This window comes from Microbispora sp. CA-102843 (assembly GCF_050936215.1).
Taxonomy (GTDB): Bacteria; Actinomycetota; Actinomycetes; order Streptosporangiales; family Streptosporangiaceae; genus Microbispora.
The window spans coordinates 4,615,565-4,630,735 of the sequence record NZ_JBNJNF010000001.1; the positions used below are offsets into that span (position 1 = coordinate 4,615,565).

Annotated in this window: 12 protein-coding genes; 6 read left to right on the forward strand and 6 right to left on the reverse strand. The window is 73.5% G+C overall.

The window, feature by feature from the left end:
• Nucleotides 1–70: 70 nt before the first annotated feature.
• Complete coding sequence (locus ACQEVJ_RS21315; RefSeq protein ID WP_193206233.1) at nt 71–538, forward strand: SPW repeat protein; 468 nt, start codon at nt 71–73, stop codon at nt 536–538.
• A 45-nt stretch (nt 539–583) separates the two neighbouring features.
• On the opposite strand, the gene ACQEVJ_RS21320 is transcribed toward ACQEVJ_RS21315, so the two are convergent.
• Nucleotides 584–1,786, reverse strand: a complete 1,203-nt coding sequence (locus ACQEVJ_RS21320) for an NAD(P)/FAD-dependent oxidoreductase (RefSeq protein ID WP_433103612.1) — start codon at nt 1,784–1,786, stop codon at nt 584–586.
• A 73-nt stretch (nt 1,787–1,859) separates the two neighbouring features.
• Entirely contained in the window at nt 1,860–2,771 is a 912-nt protein-coding gene (locus ACQEVJ_RS21325) for a LysR family transcriptional regulator (protein WP_433103614.1), read from the reverse strand.
• 219 nt (nt 2,772–2,990) lie between these two features.
• Between ACQEVJ_RS21325 and ACQEVJ_RS21330 the strand changes: the two genes are divergently transcribed.
• Nucleotides 2,991–4,538, forward strand: coding sequence for an amino acid permease (locus tag ACQEVJ_RS21330; RefSeq protein ID WP_433103616.1), 1,548 nt, complete (start codon nt 2,991–2,993; stop codon nt 4,536–4,538).
• On the opposite strand, the gene ACQEVJ_RS21335 is transcribed toward ACQEVJ_RS21330, so the two are convergent.
• Entirely contained in the window at nt 4,470–5,147 is a 678-nt protein-coding gene (locus ACQEVJ_RS21335) for a TetR/AcrR family transcriptional regulator (RefSeq protein WP_433103618.1), read from the reverse strand. The two genes, ACQEVJ_RS21330 and ACQEVJ_RS21335, sit on opposite strands and share 69 nt — an antisense overlap.
• Before the next feature lie 193 nt (nt 5,148–5,340).
• Between ACQEVJ_RS21335 and ACQEVJ_RS21340 the strand changes: the two genes are divergently transcribed.
• Genes ACQEVJ_RS21340 through atzF form a run of 4 tightly spaced genes read left to right on the forward strand, consistent with a single transcriptional unit; the run spans nt 5,341 to nt 11,924 of the window.
• Nucleotides 5,341–6,156: an urea amidolyase associated protein UAAP1 gene (locus tag ACQEVJ_RS21340; RefSeq protein WP_433103620.1), complete on the forward strand. Its 816-nt coding sequence runs from the start codon at nt 5,341–5,343 to the stop codon at nt 6,154–6,156.
• Nucleotides 6,153–6,749, forward strand: a complete 597-nt coding sequence (locus tag ACQEVJ_RS21345; protein ID WP_433103622.1) for an urea amidolyase associated protein UAAP2 — start codon at nt 6,153–6,155, stop codon at nt 6,747–6,749. The genes ACQEVJ_RS21340 and ACQEVJ_RS21345 overlap by 4 nt, the downstream gene beginning before the upstream one ends.
• Complete coding sequence (locus tag ACQEVJ_RS21350; protein WP_433103624.1) at nt 6,746–10,264, forward strand: 5-oxoprolinase/urea amidolyase family protein; 3,519 nt, start codon at nt 6,746–6,748, stop codon at nt 10,262–10,264. The genes ACQEVJ_RS21345 and ACQEVJ_RS21350 overlap by 4 nt, the downstream gene beginning before the upstream one ends.
• Nucleotides 10,257–11,924, forward strand: coding sequence for an allophanate hydrolase (gene atzF, locus ACQEVJ_RS21355; protein WP_433103626.1), 1,668 nt, complete (start codon nt 10,257–10,259; stop codon nt 11,922–11,924). Before ACQEVJ_RS21350 ends, atzF begins: the two co-directional genes overlap by 8 nt.
• A 24-nt stretch (nt 11,925–11,948) precedes the next feature.
• On the opposite strand, the gene ACQEVJ_RS21360 is transcribed toward atzF, so the two are convergent.
• The 3 genes from ACQEVJ_RS21360 to ACQEVJ_RS21370 are packed head-to-tail and all read right to left on the reverse strand — an operon-like array spanning nt 11,949 to nt 15,161.
• Entirely contained in the window at nt 11,949–12,767 is an 819-nt protein-coding gene (locus ACQEVJ_RS21360) for a serine hydrolase (RefSeq protein WP_433103628.1), read from the reverse strand.
• A 37-nt stretch (nt 12,768–12,804) separates the two neighbouring features.
• Entirely contained in the window at nt 12,805–14,412 is a 1,608-nt protein-coding gene (locus ACQEVJ_RS21365) for an N-acyl-D-amino-acid deacylase family protein (RefSeq protein WP_433103630.1), read from the reverse strand.
• On the reverse strand, nt 14,409–15,161 hold the full coding sequence (locus ACQEVJ_RS21370; protein WP_433112869.1) for an amino acid ABC transporter ATP-binding protein: 753 nt from the start codon (nt 15,159–15,161) through the stop codon (nt 14,409–14,411). The genes ACQEVJ_RS21365 and ACQEVJ_RS21370 overlap by 4 nt, the downstream gene beginning before the upstream one ends.
• Nucleotides 15,162–15,171 lie beyond the last annotated feature (10 nt).

Consider the following 15,171-nt stretch of genomic DNA (forward strand, 5'->3'; position numbering starts at 1 on the left):
GAGAATGCCGAGATTTAAGAGGGTATGGCCGTCAGCACAAACGCACGCAGCAGGAAAGGCGGAACCAGACATGGTTGGACCCACCGGCCTCGAGCGTCATCCCGACGTCAGCGAACTGCGCCAGACCTACGATCGGGCGGGCTCGACGGCCCCCGCCCAGGTGTTGGAGGGGCTAGCCTTCCTGGCCGGCCTGTATCTGGCCCTCTCGCCGTGGATCATCGGGTTCTTCGGATTCCGGGGCATGACCGTCAACAACCTGATCACCGGCCTTGTGATCAGCGCCCTTGCTCTCGGGCTCGCGTCCGCCTTCGGGCGCACCTACGGCATGGGGTGGCTTCTCCCGCTGCTCGGCGTGTGGGCCGTCATCTCGCCGCTTGTGCTGCGCGCGGGAGCTGAGGCCACGGCGACGACTCTCTGGAACAACGTCGCGATCGGCATCGTGATCTTCGCGCTCGGCGCCGCCGCGCTGGCGATGGCACAGGCGTTCCGCCGGCACGAGCGGGGCGAGCGGAGCGCGCGCAGGCTCGGCAACTGGTGATGGAACAGGCGCCCGGCCCACCTTCCGGTGGGCCGGGCGCGGCTTCTAGGCGTCCGGGACGGACGTCCGCCCGAGGGCGGTCGGCGCCCGGCCGGGATCGTCCGGAACCGCGGCCAGGCGCGCGAGCGAGAGGGCCGAGATGTCGTCGTCCGGCGGCCGGCCCTCCGCCAGGTCGGCGAGCACGTCGCCGACGAGCGCGGCGTACTTGAAGCCCTCGCCGCTGTCGCCGCAGGCCAGCACCGTGGCGCGGCCGACCCTGTCGATGACGAACCGGCCGTCGGGCGAGTCGGTCCAGCTGCACACCTGCTCGTCCACGACCCTCGGCGTCACGCCCGGGAACATGGCCGCGACGCGGCGGGTCAGTTCGGCGGTCCGCCCCGGGTCCGGAGTGCGGTCGTCGTCGCCCGGCTCCAGCGGCCGCAGCGGCGCGTCCAGCCCGGCCTTGTAGCCGATGCCCGGGGTGGGCATGGCGTACACGGCCGGGCCGTCCTGGACGGGCCCGTCGATCAGGCCGGGCACCCGCGCGGACGGCTCGATTCCGGCGTAGTGGACCACCTGTTCGAGGTACGGCCTGAGCGGCACCGTCACGCCCAGAGAGGAGAGCAGCGGGGGAGTGCCGGGGCCCGCGGCGACCACGACCGCGTCACCGGTCAGCGTGGTGCCGTCGGCCAGGCGGACCTCCGGCCGCTGCGCCGCGGCGTCCACGGCGACCGCCTCCCCCGTGAGCAGGCGTCCGCCGCCGGCCCGGAACCGCTCCGCCTGAGCCGTCAGGTACGCCTCGGCGAGCACCACGCCGGCGTCCGCCTGGAACACCGCGTCGCGGCCGTCGCCCGCCAGGCCGGGGAAGAACCGGCCGACGTCCGCCGCCTCCACCTCGGTGAAGGGCAGGCGCGCGGCGCGCAGCGCCGCCGTCAGATGGACCAGCGACTCCGTGTCCCGCCACAGCAGCCCCCGGCGCAGGTGCACCGTCGTCGCCGTCAGGCGCTCCAGACGCCGCATGGCGTCCCCGGCGCGCAGGGACAGCCGGATCTTCAGCGGGTCCGGGTCGGCCAGCCGCCACAACCGCGTCGGTCCACGGGAGGAGGACAGCGCGTTGCCTATCCCGTGGCGTTCCACCAGCGTGACCCGGTGGCCCCGCGCGGACAGCTCGGCCGCGGCGGACAGACCCCAGGCCCCGGCCCCGACTACCGTGCACCGCACGTCCCTCGACCCCCGTTCGTCCGGCTGTTCCGCGCCGCTGACGAGCATGTCCGTGACGCGCGGCGAACCGCCAGCCCCACCCATGGCCACAAAAAGCGGACAATCGTGACACTGTGTCAACCTAGCGAAGGGTGACGCTGAGGCGGGCCGAGGCGTCCCTGAGGTAGTCGACGAACGCGCGCAGCGCGGGATTGGGATTGGTCGGGCGCAGGGCGGCGCCCACCCGCCGGTAGAGCTTGTGCCCCTCCACCTGGCACACCTGGATGCCCGCCGCGCCCTGCACGCCGAGGCTCGGCACGAGGGCGACGCCGAGCCCGGCCCGGACCAGGCCGAGCGTCACCTCGTAGTGGTCGCTGCGGCAGCGGATGGTGGGCGTGATCCCTTCCAGGGCGCCGGCCCGCTCCAGCACCGACACCGGGGTCTCGGTGCCGAACGTGGTGATCCACGGCTCGTCGGCCAGGTCGGTCAGCCGTACGCGGGGGCGGTGCCCCGCCGGGTGGCCGAGCGGCATGACGAGGAGCTGCGGCTCGTCGAACAGGTGGACGACCTCGACGCCCTTCGGCGCCTTCCAGGGATCCAGCGCGTGCTCGAACACGACCAGCACGTCCAGCTCGCCGCGTTCGACGTCGGGCAGCAGCTCGTGCGGCTGGCCGAGCACCAGGTCGAGCTCGACGCCCGGGTGGCGCGCGGTGAAGGACGACAGCGCCATCGGCAGCAGCCGGTAGCCGGCCGAGGCGAAGAACCCGATGCGCAGCTGCCCGGCGTCCGCCCGAGCCTGGGCGAGCAGGTCCTTCTCGGCGGATTCGATGAGGTCGAGCACCTCCTGGGCCCGTCCCGCCAGGCGGTGGCCCGCCGCGGTCAGCCGCAGGCTGTGCGCGGCCCGCTCCACCAGCCCGACCCCCGCCTCCTCCTCCAGCCGGGCGAGCTGGTGGGAGACGGCGGAGGGCGACAGCCGCAGGGACTTGGCGGCTCCGGCGATGCTCCCGGTTCTGAAGACCTCCAGGAGCACCTTGAGGCGGTGGCTGCTGAGCATCCCCCCAGTATCGGTGACTCAGCATCGGCAACCCGGCGTCGGACCTGGTCGTATGCGGGCGTGGAGACGGTCGTGCGACTGCTTCCGGCCAATGCCCCCTCTGCTGCAAGCGGTGAGGGATGCGTTACGGCGGATGAACGCGCCCGTGACGACGCGGAAACGACCGCCCCGTACATAACTGTCAACCGACAGAAATTCCCCCCAGCGCCCGGAGCTCCGATGGCCGTCACCGTCCCTCCCTCGCCCCCCACCGACGAGAGCGCCCTGCAGACGTTCGGCTACCGCCAGGAGCTGCACCGCAGCATGGGCAGGTATGCCTCCTTCGCCGCCGGCTTCTCGTTCATCTCCGTGCTGACCACGGTCTTCCAGTTCTTCGCCTTCGGGTATGCCTTCGGCGGCCCGGCATTCTTCTGGACCTGGCCCGTCGTGCTGGCCGGACAGATCCTGGTCGCCCTCTGCTTCGCCGAACTGGCCGCCCGCTACCCGATCTCCGGCGCCATCTATCAGTGGTCCACCCGGCTCAGCACGGCGACGTTCGGCTGGTTCGCCGGGTGGATCATGATTCTCGGGCAGATCGTCGTGATCGCCGCCGCGGCGCTCGCCCTGCAGGTGGTGCTGCCCGCGATCTGGCCGGGCTTCCAGCTCGTCGGCGGCGACCCCGCGCCCACCACCGCCACGGGAGCGGCCAACGCCGCGGTCCTCGGCCTTGTCCTGCTCGCGTTCACCACGACCGTGAACATCGTCGACAACCGCGTCCTGGCACGGATCAACAGCATCGGCGTCTCCGCCGAGATCGTCGGCGCGGTGCTCATCGTCGTGCTGCTGCTCACCCACGCCGAGCACGGTCCTGGTGTCACCTTCAGCACCGGCGGGCAGGGCGGAGCCATCGGCGCGCTGCTGGTCGGCTCGTTCACCGCCGCCTACGTCCTCATCGGGTTCGACAGCGCGGGCGAGCTGAGCGAGGAGACCCGCAGCCCTCGGCGAGTCGCCCCGCGCACCATCCTGACCGCGCTCACGACGGCCGGGGTGCTCGGGGGGCTCATCCTGTTCGCCGGTCTGCTCGCCGCTCCCAGCCTGACCGACGGGAGGCTGGCCGCCGAGGGCCTGTCCTACGTGCTCACCAGCAGCCTGGGCGACTGGGTGGGCAAGCTGCTGCTGGCCGACGTGGTGCTGGCGATCACCGTGGCGACCATGGCGATCCAGACCGCCGCCACCAGGATGGTGTTCTCCATGGCGCGCGACGGGATGATGCCCTTGTCGGGCGCGCTGTCCAGGGTCTCGCCGCGTACCGGGATGCCGACCGGGCCCGCGCTGGTCACCGGGGTGGCCGCGGCGGGCATCCTGCTGCTCGATTTCGCCTCTCCCGAGGCGTTCCTGGCTATCGGCACCACCTGCATCGTGCTGCTCTACCTGGCGTACGCGATGGTGACGGGCCCTCTGCTGCTCCAGCGCCTGCGCGGCGGCTGGCGGGGCGGAGCGCCGGCCGGGTTCGCCGAGGACGGCAGCCGGCTGTTCAGCATGGGCCGCTGGGGCCTACCGGTCAACGCGCTGGCCTTCTGCTACGGCCTGGCGATGATGATCAACCTGGCCTGGCCGAGGGCCGAGGTGTACGCCCCGATCACCGGCCACTGGTTCTTCCAGTGGTTCACCCTGATCTTCCTGGCGGCGGTCGTGGCTCTGGGCGCGCTCTACCGGCGGCTACGCCGGCCCTCGGCCCGTCTTGCGCAGGCCGGGCAGATCCCGGTCGGGAACCCCGGCCAGGCGTAGCGCCGCGTCGGCGGTGGCGGCCGCCAGCGTCTCGAGGACGTCGGCGGCAATCTCGCCCGGGGTGTCCCTGCGGATCAGGATGACGCCCTCGATCAGCGCGAACAGCAGATCGGTGCGCAGCGCCCGGTCGGCGGGCGTCAGCACCCCACCGGCGGAGGTGGCCGCCAGCAGCCGCGCGTAGGCGTCCTTGAGCTCGCCGCGCATGCGGCGGAAGGCGGCGAACCGCTCGGTGCGCACCTCGGGCAGGAGGTAGAGCGCGCCCAGGTTGTGCGGGCCCGAGCACAACAGCCTGGCGTCGCAGTGGCACAGCTTCCACAGCCGCTGTTCCGGCGTGCCGCCGGTAAGGGCACGGGCGGTCTCCAGCGAGGGCCGCACCGTGCTTTCCAGCAGTTCGGCGAGGATGTCCTCCTTGCCGTCGAAATAGTGGTAGATCGACGCCTGCCTGATCCCGGCCCGTTCGGCCATCGCCCTCGTCGAGGTCGCGGCGTAGCCGTGCGTCGTGAACAACTCCGCCGCCGCCGTCAGGATCTCCTCCCGCGGGCTCAGCTCACTTCTCGGCCGCGCAACGGCTCGCGGCCTGCCGACTCTTCGCACGCTGGAACTGGGCACGGTTGAACTCGGCACGGTTGAACTCGGCACGGTTGAACGGGCACTCACCGCACGATCCTCGCACACCTCCGACCGGCCGCCGCGGCTGTGCGTTTCCGGTTACAGGCGGGAAACCCAGGGGCGCGTGAGCGGAAACACACGCCGCCTAATTTCTGTCGAGCGACAGAAATTCATCCCCCGAGGAGAACGCGTCATGGCGACCAGCACGACGTACGGCGCGCGCGAGCACGCCCGAGCCCAGGAGGGCATCACAAGCGACACCATGCCGGTGCTCCCGGCCTCGGACTGGCCCACCCCGCCCGGCGGCGTCGACCCCGCCCACCTCGTGTGGGCCGAGACCGTCGCCGGGGGCGGCTACACCCACAAGGTGCTGGCCCGGGGCACCGAGCTGCGCCTCACCGACCTGGCCGGCGACGCCTGCGCGCACCTGCTGCTCTACGTCGAGGGCCGCCCCTGGGAACGGCTCAACGTCGCCGACACCGTCAAGGTGCTGTGGAACGCCTATCTCGGCGAAGGCCACCTGCTGCTGTCGGACCAGGGCCGCGTGCTGGCCTCCGTGGTCGCCGACACCTCCGGCCGTCACGACACCATGTGCGGGGCCTCCACCCTGCGGCGCAACATCGAACGCTACGGCGACGGCTCCCCGCACGGCTCCGCTCCCGCCGGACGCGAGCTGTTCAAGCTGGCCGCCGCCAAGCACGGGCTTCAGCCCCGGGACCTGCCCCCGTCGATCTCCTTCTTCCAGGGGGTCAGGGTCGGTCCCGACGGCGACCTGACCTTCACCGGCTCCGCCGGGCCCGGGGCGTCCGTCATCCTGCGCGCCGAAATGCCGCTGACCGTGCTCATCGCCAACACCGCACACCCCATCGACCCGCGCCCCGCCTACACCTGCACCCCGCTGGAGGTCCTGGCCTGGCGCGCCCGGCCCACCGCCCCCGGCGACCCCCTGTGGCAGGCCGGCCCCGAAGGCCGCCGCGCCTTCCTCAACACCGCCGAGGTGACCCGATGACCGTGCTGGACATGACCGTGCCCGCCCGCGCCCCCTGGTCGGCGATCATCCGCACAGGGCAGGAGCTGACCATCACCGACCTCGGCGGCAACCAGGCCGTCGACTGCCTGCTGTACGACGCGCACGACACCGCCGTCCGCTACAGCGCCCCCGACACCATCCAGGCCCAGGGCACCATCTTCCTCACCACCGGCAGCGTGCTGCTGTCCAACGAGCACACCCCGCTGATGACCGTCGTCGCGGACACCTGCGGCCGCCACGACACCGTCGGCGGCGCCTGTTCCAAGGAGTCCAACACGCTGCGCTACGGACACCACACCTACTCCCAGCACGCCTGCGTCGAGAACTTCCTCATCGAGGGCAGCCGCCACGGGCTCGGCAAACGCGACCTGGTCAGCAACATCAACTGGTTCATGAACGTCCCGGTCGAACCCGACGGCACGCTCGGCATCGTGGACGGCATCTCCGCTCCCGGCCTCGCCGTCACCCTGCGTGCCGAGACCGACGTGCTGGTCCTGGTCTCCAACTGCCCGCAGATCAACAACCCGTGCAACGGCTTCGACCCCACGCCCGTGCGGATGACGGTCCGATGAACACCCTCCTCATCGCCAACCGGGGCGAGATCGCCGTCCGCGTCATCGCCACCGCCCGCCGCCTGGGCCTGCGCACGGTCGCCGTCTACTCCGACGCCGACCGGGGCGCCGCCCACGTCCGCCTGGCCGACCACGCCGTACGGCTCGGCCCCGCTCCCGCCCGGGAGAGCTACCTGGACGCCGACCGGGTGCTCCACGCCGCCCTGGACAGCGGCGCGGACGCCGTCCACCCCGGCTACGGTTTCCTGTCCGAGGACGCCGCCTTCGCGCGCCGGGTCGAAGCCGCCGGCCTGGCCTTCGTCGGGCCCACCCCCGAGCAGCTCGACCTGTTCGGCGCCAAGCACACCGCCCGCGCCGCCGCCGAGCGGGCCGGCGTGCCCCTGCTCCCCGGCACCGGCCTGCTTCCGGACCTGGACGCGGCCCTGAGCGCCGCGCAGGACATCGGTTACCCGATCATGCTCAAGGCCACCGGCGGAGGCGGCGGCATCGGCATGCGCGCCTGCCGGGACGCCGGCGAGCTGGCCCAGGCGTGGCAAAGCGTCGAGCGCACGGCCGCCGCCAGCTTCGCCTCGGCCGGGCTGTTCCTGGAACGCCTGGTCGAGGGCGGCCGGCATGTCGAGGTCCAGGTCTTCGGCGACGGCATGGGCGACGTCGTCACGTTCGGCGACCGCGACTGCTCGCTGCAGCGGCGTCACCAGAAGGTGCTGGAGGAGGCCCCCGCCCCCGGCCTGCCGCCGCTGGTGCGGGCCAGGCTCGCCGACAGCGCCGCCGGCCTGTGCGCCTCGGTGCGCTACCGGTCGGCGGGCACCGTCGAGTTCATCTACGACCCCGCGCGCGCCGAGCCGTACTTCCTGGAGGTCAACACCCGCCTGCAGGTGGAGCACCCCGTCACCGAGGCGATCTACGGCGTCGACCTGGTCGAATGGATGCTGCGCCTGGCCCAGGGCGACGTGAGCCACGTGCACGCCGCCCTGCGCAACCCGCCCGCGGCCGCCGGCCACGCCGTCGAGGCCCGGGTGTACGCCGAGGACCCGAGCCGCGACCACCGGCCCAGCGCGGGCCTGCTCACCCGCGTCGCGTTCCCCGCGGGCGTGCGGGTGGACGGCTGGGTGGAGACGGGCACCCAGGTGAGCAGCGCCTACGACCCGCTGCTCGCCAAGGTCGTCGCGCGCGGCGCCGACCGGGACCAGGCCCTGGACCGGCTGGCCGCTGCGCTGGCCGAGACCAGGATCGACGGCGTCGAGACCAACCTCGGGCTCCTGCGCGCCGCCGTGGGCGATCCTTCCGTACGGGCGGCCACGCACGGCACCGCCACCCTGGCCGGGCTCACCGACGGCTCCCGCCGCATCGAGGTGGTGCGGCCCGGCACCCTCACCACCGTCCAGGACTGGCCGGGACGTACCGGCTACTGGCAGGTGGGCGTGCCGCCGTCGGGACCGATGGACGACCGCTCCTTCAGGTACGGCAACACCGCCCTGGGCAACGTCCCCGGCGCACCCGGCCTGGAGTGCACGTTGCGCGGCCCGGCGCTGCGCTTCAGCCACGCCACCACCGTCTGCGTCACCGGTGCGCCCGCGCCCGTCACCGTGGACGGCACGCCCGTCCCCCAGTGGGAGCCGGTCACCGTGCCCGCCGGCGGCGTGCTGGACATCGGCGCAGCCGAAGGGCCGGGACTGCGCGTCTACCTGCTGACGGCGGGCGGGTTCGACGTTCCCGCCTACCTGGGCAGCGCCGCGACGTTCACGCTCGGCGGGTTCGGCGGACACGGCGGCCGGGCTCTGCGCGCCGGGGACGTCCTACATGGCGGGCGCCTCGCGGAGGGCAGCGCCGATCCCGGTGGGCGGCCCGAGTTCGGGCACGCCTGGCGGATCGGCGTGGTCGAGGGCCCGCACGCGAACCCCGAGTTCTTCACCGACGACGACATCCACGACTTCTACGCCGCTCAGTGGAAGGTCCACCACAACTCCGCCCGCACCGGAGTCCGCCTGATCGGCCCCAAACCGCGCTGGGCACGCCGCGACGGAGGCGAGGCGGGACTGCACCCCTCCAACGTCCACGACACCCCCTACTCGGTGGGCGCCGTGGACTACACCGGTGACATGCCGGTCGTGCTCGGCCCCGACGGCCCCTCACTCGGCGGGTTCGTCTGCCCGGCCACCGTCGTCACCTCCGAACGGTGGAAACTCGGCCAGCTGCGGCCCGGAGACACCGTCACCTTCGTCCCCGTGCCCCCCGCGATCGGCGCCCCCGGCGACGGCGGCGTGCTCCACCGCCTCTCCGAGAGCGGCGAGCGGCCCCGCGTCACCTACCGGCGAAGCGGGGACGACAACATCCTCGTCGAGTACGGGCCGATGGAGCTCGACCTGGGCCTGCGCATGCGCGTGCACGCCCTGTCGGAGGCGCTCACCGCCCGCGACCTGCCCGGCGTGATCGACCTCACCCCCGGCATCCGCTCGCTCCAGATCCATCTCGACCCCGCCGCGCTATCCCAGCGCGACCTGCTGGCCGAACTGCTCCGCATCGAGGCCGGTCTGCCGCCCACCGGAGAGCTGGAGGTGCCCAGCCGCGTCGTCCACCTTCCCCTGTCCTGGGACGACCCCGCCACCCGGGAGGCCATCGCCCGCTACATGGCGGGAGTGCGCGACGACGCACCCTGGTGCCCGTCGAACATCGAGTTCATCCGCCGCGTGAACGGCCTGGAGGACGTGGCCGAGGTCCACCGCGTCGTCTTCGACGCCGAGTACCTCGTCCTCGGGCTCGGCGACGTCTATCTCGGTGCTCCCGTGGCCACTCCGCTCGACCCCCGGCACCGTCTGGTCACCACCAAGTACAACCCCGCCCGCACCTGGACCGCGGAGAACTCCGTCGGCATCGGCGGCGCCTACCTGTGCGTCTACGGGATGGAAGGACCGGGCGGCTACCAGTTCGTGGGCCGTACCACGCAGGTGTGGTCGAGCTGGCAGCAACGCGGCGCGTTCCAGCCCGGATCCCCCTGGCTGCTGCGTTTCTTCGACCGCATCCGCTGGTATCCGGTGACGGGGGAAGAGCTGCTGGAACTACGCGCCGACCTGGCGGCGGGGCGCCTCGAACCCAAGATCGAAGAAGGAGTGTTCCGGCTCGCCGACTACCGGCGCTTCCTGGCCGAGCACGCCGGCTCCATCGCGGCCTTCCGCGAACGGCAGGCCGCCGCCTTCGCCGCCGAACGCGCGGCCTGGCAGGCGTCGGGCGAGTTCGATCGGGCGGAGCAGCCCCAGAGCACGGCCGAGACCGAGCTGGAGCTGCCACCGGGCTGTGAAGTGGTGGAAGCGGAGTTCACCGCGAGCGTCTGGCAGATCAGCGTCACGCCCGGCCGCCGGATCGCCGCAGGGCAGCCGCTGATCGTGCTAGAGGCGATGAAGATGGAGTCCGCCGTCCTGGCCCCGGCCGACGGCGTGGTCGCACGGGTCCTGGTCGGCCCCGGTGACCAGGTGGAGGCGGGCGTCCCGCTGGTGGTGCTGAGGAGTGATCGTGGCTGAGACGGCACTGGAACGGGTCCGCAGGGCCTACACCCGGATCGCCGAGACGGACCGTCCGGAGATCTGGATCGACCTGCGGCCGCAGGTCGAGGTGGAGGCCGACGCCGCCGCCGTGGACGCCCGGGTGACGGCCGGCGAACACCTTCCCCTCGCGGGCCGCCTGCTGGCCGTCAAAGGCAACATCGACGTGGCCGGACTGCCGACCACCGCCGGCTGCCCCTCCTACGCCTACCACCCGGACGCCGACGCCCCCGCCGTGGCCCGGCTCCGCGCGGCCGGCGCGATCGTGCTCGGCACCACCAACATGGACCAGTTCGCCACCGGGCTGGTCGGCACCCGCAGCCCCTACGGCGCGGTGCGCGCCGCCACCCACCCGGGCCGGATCTCCGGAGGATCCAGCTCCGGCTCGGCAGTCGCCGTCGCGCTCGGCCTGGCCGACCTCGCGCTCGGCACCGACACCGCGGGCTCGGGCCGGGTCCCCGCCGCCTTCAACGGGATCGTCGGACTCAAGCCCACCCGCGGCCTGATCCCGACCGAAGGCGTGGTCCCGGCCTGCCGCAGCCTGGACTGCGTCAGCGTCTTCGCCCGCACGCTCACCGAGGCCCAGCGGGCCCTGGCCCTCATGACCGGGCCTTCCATACGGCCCGCATCCCGTCCGGCTCGCCGCCCCGGGCCGTGGCGGGTGGCCGTGCCCGCCACCGCCGGCCTCGGCACGCTGGCCCCGGGCTGGGCCGAGGCGTTCGAGACCACGGCCGGCAGGCTGGCCTCGGCGAGCGCTGAGATCGGCCCGATCGACCCCGCCCCCTTCCTGGAGGCCGCCGCGCTGCTCTACCAGGGGGCGTTCGTCGCCGAGCGTTACACCGCCGTCGGCGCGTTCGTCGACGCGTTCGTCGACAGGGGCGGCCCGGATCTGGATCCCATCGTCGCCTCCGTCATCACCGCGGCCCGCGACCAGCCCGCCCACCGCCTGTTCGCCGACCGGGAACGGCTCGCGGCACTGCGCGAGCGGGCCTTGTCCCTGCTCGGCGACCGCGACGCCCTGCTCCTGCCGGTCACTCCCCGCCATCCCACCCTGGCGCAGGTCGCGGCCGACCCCGTCGGCGTCAACAGCGACCTCGGCCGCTTCACCAACTTCGTCAACCTCTTCGACATGTGCGCTCTCGCCGTACCCGCCGGGCAGGTGGACGGGCTGCCGTACGCGGTCATGCTGGTCGGCCGGGCTCACGCCGACGACGACCTGGCCGCCATCGCCCGGCTGCTCCAGCCGGCCGTCCGCCTGGCGGTGATCGGCGCGCACCTGTCAGGACAGCCGCTCAACCACGAGCTCACCACGCGCGGCGCCCGCCTGCTGGACACCACCAGGACCGCCGCGCGCTACCGGCTGCACGCCCTGACCACCGACCCGCCCAAACCCGGGCTCGTCCGGGTCCCCGAGAACGGTGCGGCCATCGAGTGCGAGGTGTGGGAACTTCCCGCCGAAGGGCTGGGCAGCCTGCTCGCGGCCCTTCCCCGCCCGATGACGCTGGGCCAGGTCGAACTGGCCGACGGCACGAACGCGCCCGGCTTCCTCTGCGCTCCGGAAGGGCTGCGGGACGCGGCCGACATCACCGCGCACGGGGGGTGGCGCGCCTACCTCCGATCCCCGGCGGTCCACGCCTGACACCTACTCCCTGACACGCCCCTGTCACCCAGCCGGGAGGACGGCGGCGGCGACGGCGAGACCCGCCTGCCGGATCGCCCGGACCAGGGCGTGCTCGTGGCCCGCCGGCCCGTGCGCGAGCACGGCGTAGCCCTCCCACCGCGCCCCGGCCAGGACGCCCACGTCGGCCCGGGTCCCCGCGTCCGTGCCGGTCTTGTTCGCCACCCAGACCCCGGCGGCGTACGGCAGGGCCGCCGGCGGCTCGCGGTCCTCGGGCTCGTGCGGGAGCAGCGCGGGCACCAGCGCACGGTCGGTGTTGTGCGCCATCCAGCCGATCAGCAGCCGCTGCCACGGCTCGCGCGCGTACGCCACTGACTGCATGAGGCCCGCCAGCTCACGCGCCGTCCCGGTGGCGAAGGACGGCGGATGCTCAGGGAGCCGGGGCTCGCGGATCTTGTCGTGGATCCGGGTCACGGCCAGCCCGAGCGCGGCGGCGGCCGCGTCCACCCGGCCGAGTCCGAGCCGCCGCAGCAGCGCGTTGGTCGCGGTGTTGTCGCTGACGGCGGCGGTGAGCAGCGCGAGGTCGCCGGCCGTCCAATCGCGGGCCGACAGACCGGTCAGCAGGCCCGACCCGCCCGCGTAGTCCTCGTCGAGCAGCGTCACCCGCTCGTCCGGGTCCACGACGCCCGCCGCCACGTCCTGCGCCAGCGCGGCGAGCAGCAGCACCTTGCCGGTGCTGGCCAGCGGCAGCACCGCGTCCTCGTTCAGGCCGAGCACTCCGGGCACGCAGACGGCCAGCGTGCCCGGGCAGGCGGCGGCCACCTCCTCCAGCCGCACCGCTACCGGCTCGCCGGAATTCTTCACGTCCATTCCCTTCCGCTCTCGCCGGGCCTGCACGGGGTCACAGCGCCAGCACCGTGCCCGGCCTGGCGCCGGTCTCCTCGCCGCCGCGCACCACGACCTCACCGCCGGCGACGACCGCGTCGATCCCGGCGGGCGGCAGCAGCGGGTCGGTGAACGTCGCCCGGTCGGCCACCGTCGCGGGGTCGAAGACCACCAGGTCGGCGTGCGCCCCGTCGCGGATCATGCCGCGCCCGGTCAGCCCGAAGCGCGCCGCGGCCATCCCGGTCATCTTGTGCACCGCCTCCTCCAGCCGCAGCAGCCCCAGCTCCCGGACGTAGTGGCCGAGCACGCGGGGGAACGTCCCGGCCCAGCGCGGGTGCGGGCGCCCGCCCGGCTTCGGCACGCCGTCAGAACCGATCATCGCGTACGGCGCGGCCAGCACCCGCCGCACGTCCTCCTCGATCATCGAGTGACTGATGATCGTCACCTCGCCGGCCTCGGCCACCAGGAGGTCGGCGGCCACGTCGAGGGGGTCGGCGCCCGCCGAGGCCGCGAGGTCGGCGATGGTCCTGCCCTCGGTCTGGGGATGGCGGGGCGCGCACGCCACCGAGATCCGGTCCCAGCCGCCGTTGCCGACCGTGTTCTCCCAGCCGGGCACGCCCTCCGCGATGGCGCGGCGCATCCGGTCGCGCTGGGCGGGATCGCCGAGCCGCGCCGTGAGCGCCCCCAGGCCGCCGTCGTTCGCCCAGGGCGGCAGCATGGCGGCCAGCGCCGTGCTGCCCGCGGTGTAGGGGTAGACGTCGCAGGTGACGTCCATGCCCTCGGCGCGCAGCGCGGCGATGCGCGGCAGCGTGCGCTCGGTGCGGCCCCAGGCGTACCGGCCCGCGGTCTTGTGGTGCGAGACGTGCAGCGCCGCGCCGCTGCGCCGAGAGATCTCGATCGCCTCCTCCAGCGCCTCCTCGACGCGCGACATCTCGTCACGCAGGTGGGTGACGTACGGCTTGCCGTGCCGGGCGGCCACCGCCGCCAGCGCCACCACCTCGTCGGTGCCCGCGTAGGAGCCCGGGGTGTAGATCAGCCCGGTGGACAGCCCGGCCGCGCCCTGCGCCAGGGAGGAGTCGAGCAGCGCGCACATCGTGTGCAGCTCGTCGGGCCGGGCGGGGCGGTCCACGGGGCCGAGCACGCCCGCGCGGAGCGTGCCGTGGCCGACGAGCGAGGCCAGGTGGTTGGCCCGGGGCACCTCGGCGTGCGCGGCGGCGAAGCCCGCGAAGTCGGCGTACACACCGACGTCGCCCCCGAAGGTGATCCGGGTCTCGGCCCGCATGGAGGGCAGCCGCTCCGGCAGGGCCGGGAAGAGGCTGGACCCGCAGTTGCCGCAGATCTCGGTGGTGACACCCTGCAGCACCGACGCCCGCACCAGTGTGGAGCCGCCGCCGGACGGGCCGAGCAGCGTGACGCCGTCGGAGTGCGTGTGCACGTCGACGAAGCCGGGGGAGACCACGCGTCCGCGCGCGTCGATCACCTCGGCCGCGCCCGTACGGGGGGCCTCGCCGGGGGCCAGCACGGTCAGCCGCCCGGCGGCGACCCCGACGTCGGCGGGCCTGCCGGGACGGCCGGTGCCGTCCACCAGCAGGCCGTTCCGGATGAGCAGGTCGAAGCCGCTCACTGGACCTGCCCGAGGAAGGCGCGCAGCCGCTCGTGGCGGGGCGCCGCGAGCACCTCGCGCGGGTCGCCGCGCTCGACGATCACGCCGTCGTCCATGAACACGAGCTGGTCGCCGACCTCACGGGCGAAGTTCATCTCGTGGGTGACGACCATCATGGTCATGCCGGTCGCCGCGAGGTCCCGCATGACGGCCAGCACCTCCTGCACCAGCTCGGGGTCGAGGGCGCTGGTCGGCTCGTCGAACAGCATCAGGCTGGGCCGCATGGCGAGGCTGCGGGCGATGGCCACCCGCTGCTGCTGGCCGCCGGACAGCTGGGCCGGGTAGTGGTGGGCCCGGTCGGCCAGGCCGACCCGATCGAGCAGCTCCTGCGCCTGCCGCCTGGCCTGGGAGGCGGACGTGCCCAGCACGGTGACCGGCCCCTCCATCACGTTCTCGACCGCGGTGCGGTGCGGGAACAGGTGGAAGCGCTGGAACACCATGCCGATGCCGCGCCGCTGCCGGGACAGCTCCTGGGGGCGCAGCGCGTGCAACCGGTCGCCGCGCTCGGCGTAGCCCATCAGCTCGCCGTTCACCCAGATCCGGCCCGAGTCGATGGTCTCCAGGCGGTTGACGCAGCGCAGCAGGGTCGACTTGCCCGACCCCGACGGGCCCACGACGCACACCACCTCGCCGGCGGGGACGTCGAGGTCGATGCCCTTGAGCACCTCGAGCGACCCGAAGCGCTTGCGGACGGAGCGGATGCGCACCATCGGCTGGTCC

What these genes read in the sequence shown, in the direction of transcription:
- ACQEVJ_RS21315 (WP_193206233.1), top strand. Translation starts at nt 71, where the DNA reads ATGGTTGGACCCACCGGCCTCGAGCGTCATCCCGACGTCAGCGAACTG.
- ACQEVJ_RS21320 (WP_433103612.1), bottom strand. Translation starts at nt 1,786, where the DNA reads ATGCTCGTCAGCGGCGCGGAACAGCCGGACGAACGGGGGTCGAGGGAC.
- ACQEVJ_RS21325 (WP_433103614.1), bottom strand. Translation starts at nt 2,771, where the DNA reads ATGCTCAGCAGCCACCGCCTCAAGGTGCTCCTGGAGGTCTTCAGAACC.
- ACQEVJ_RS21330 (WP_433103616.1), top strand. Translation starts at nt 2,991, where the DNA reads ATGGCCGTCACCGTCCCTCCCTCGCCCCCCACCGACGAGAGCGCCCTG.
- ACQEVJ_RS21340 (WP_433103620.1), top strand. Translation starts at nt 5,341, where the DNA reads ATGGCGACCAGCACGACGTACGGCGCGCGCGAGCACGCCCGAGCCCAG.
- ACQEVJ_RS21345 (WP_433103622.1), top strand. Translation starts at nt 6,153, where the DNA reads ATGACCGTGCTGGACATGACCGTGCCCGCCCGCGCCCCCTGGTCGGCG.
- ACQEVJ_RS21350 (WP_433103624.1), top strand. Translation starts at nt 6,746, where the DNA reads ATGAACACCCTCCTCATCGCCAACCGGGGCGAGATCGCCGTCCGCGTC.
- ACQEVJ_RS21370 (WP_433112869.1), bottom strand. Translation starts at nt 15,161, where the DNA reads ATGGTGCGCATCCGCTCCGTCCGCAAGCGCTTCGGGTCGCTCGAGGTG.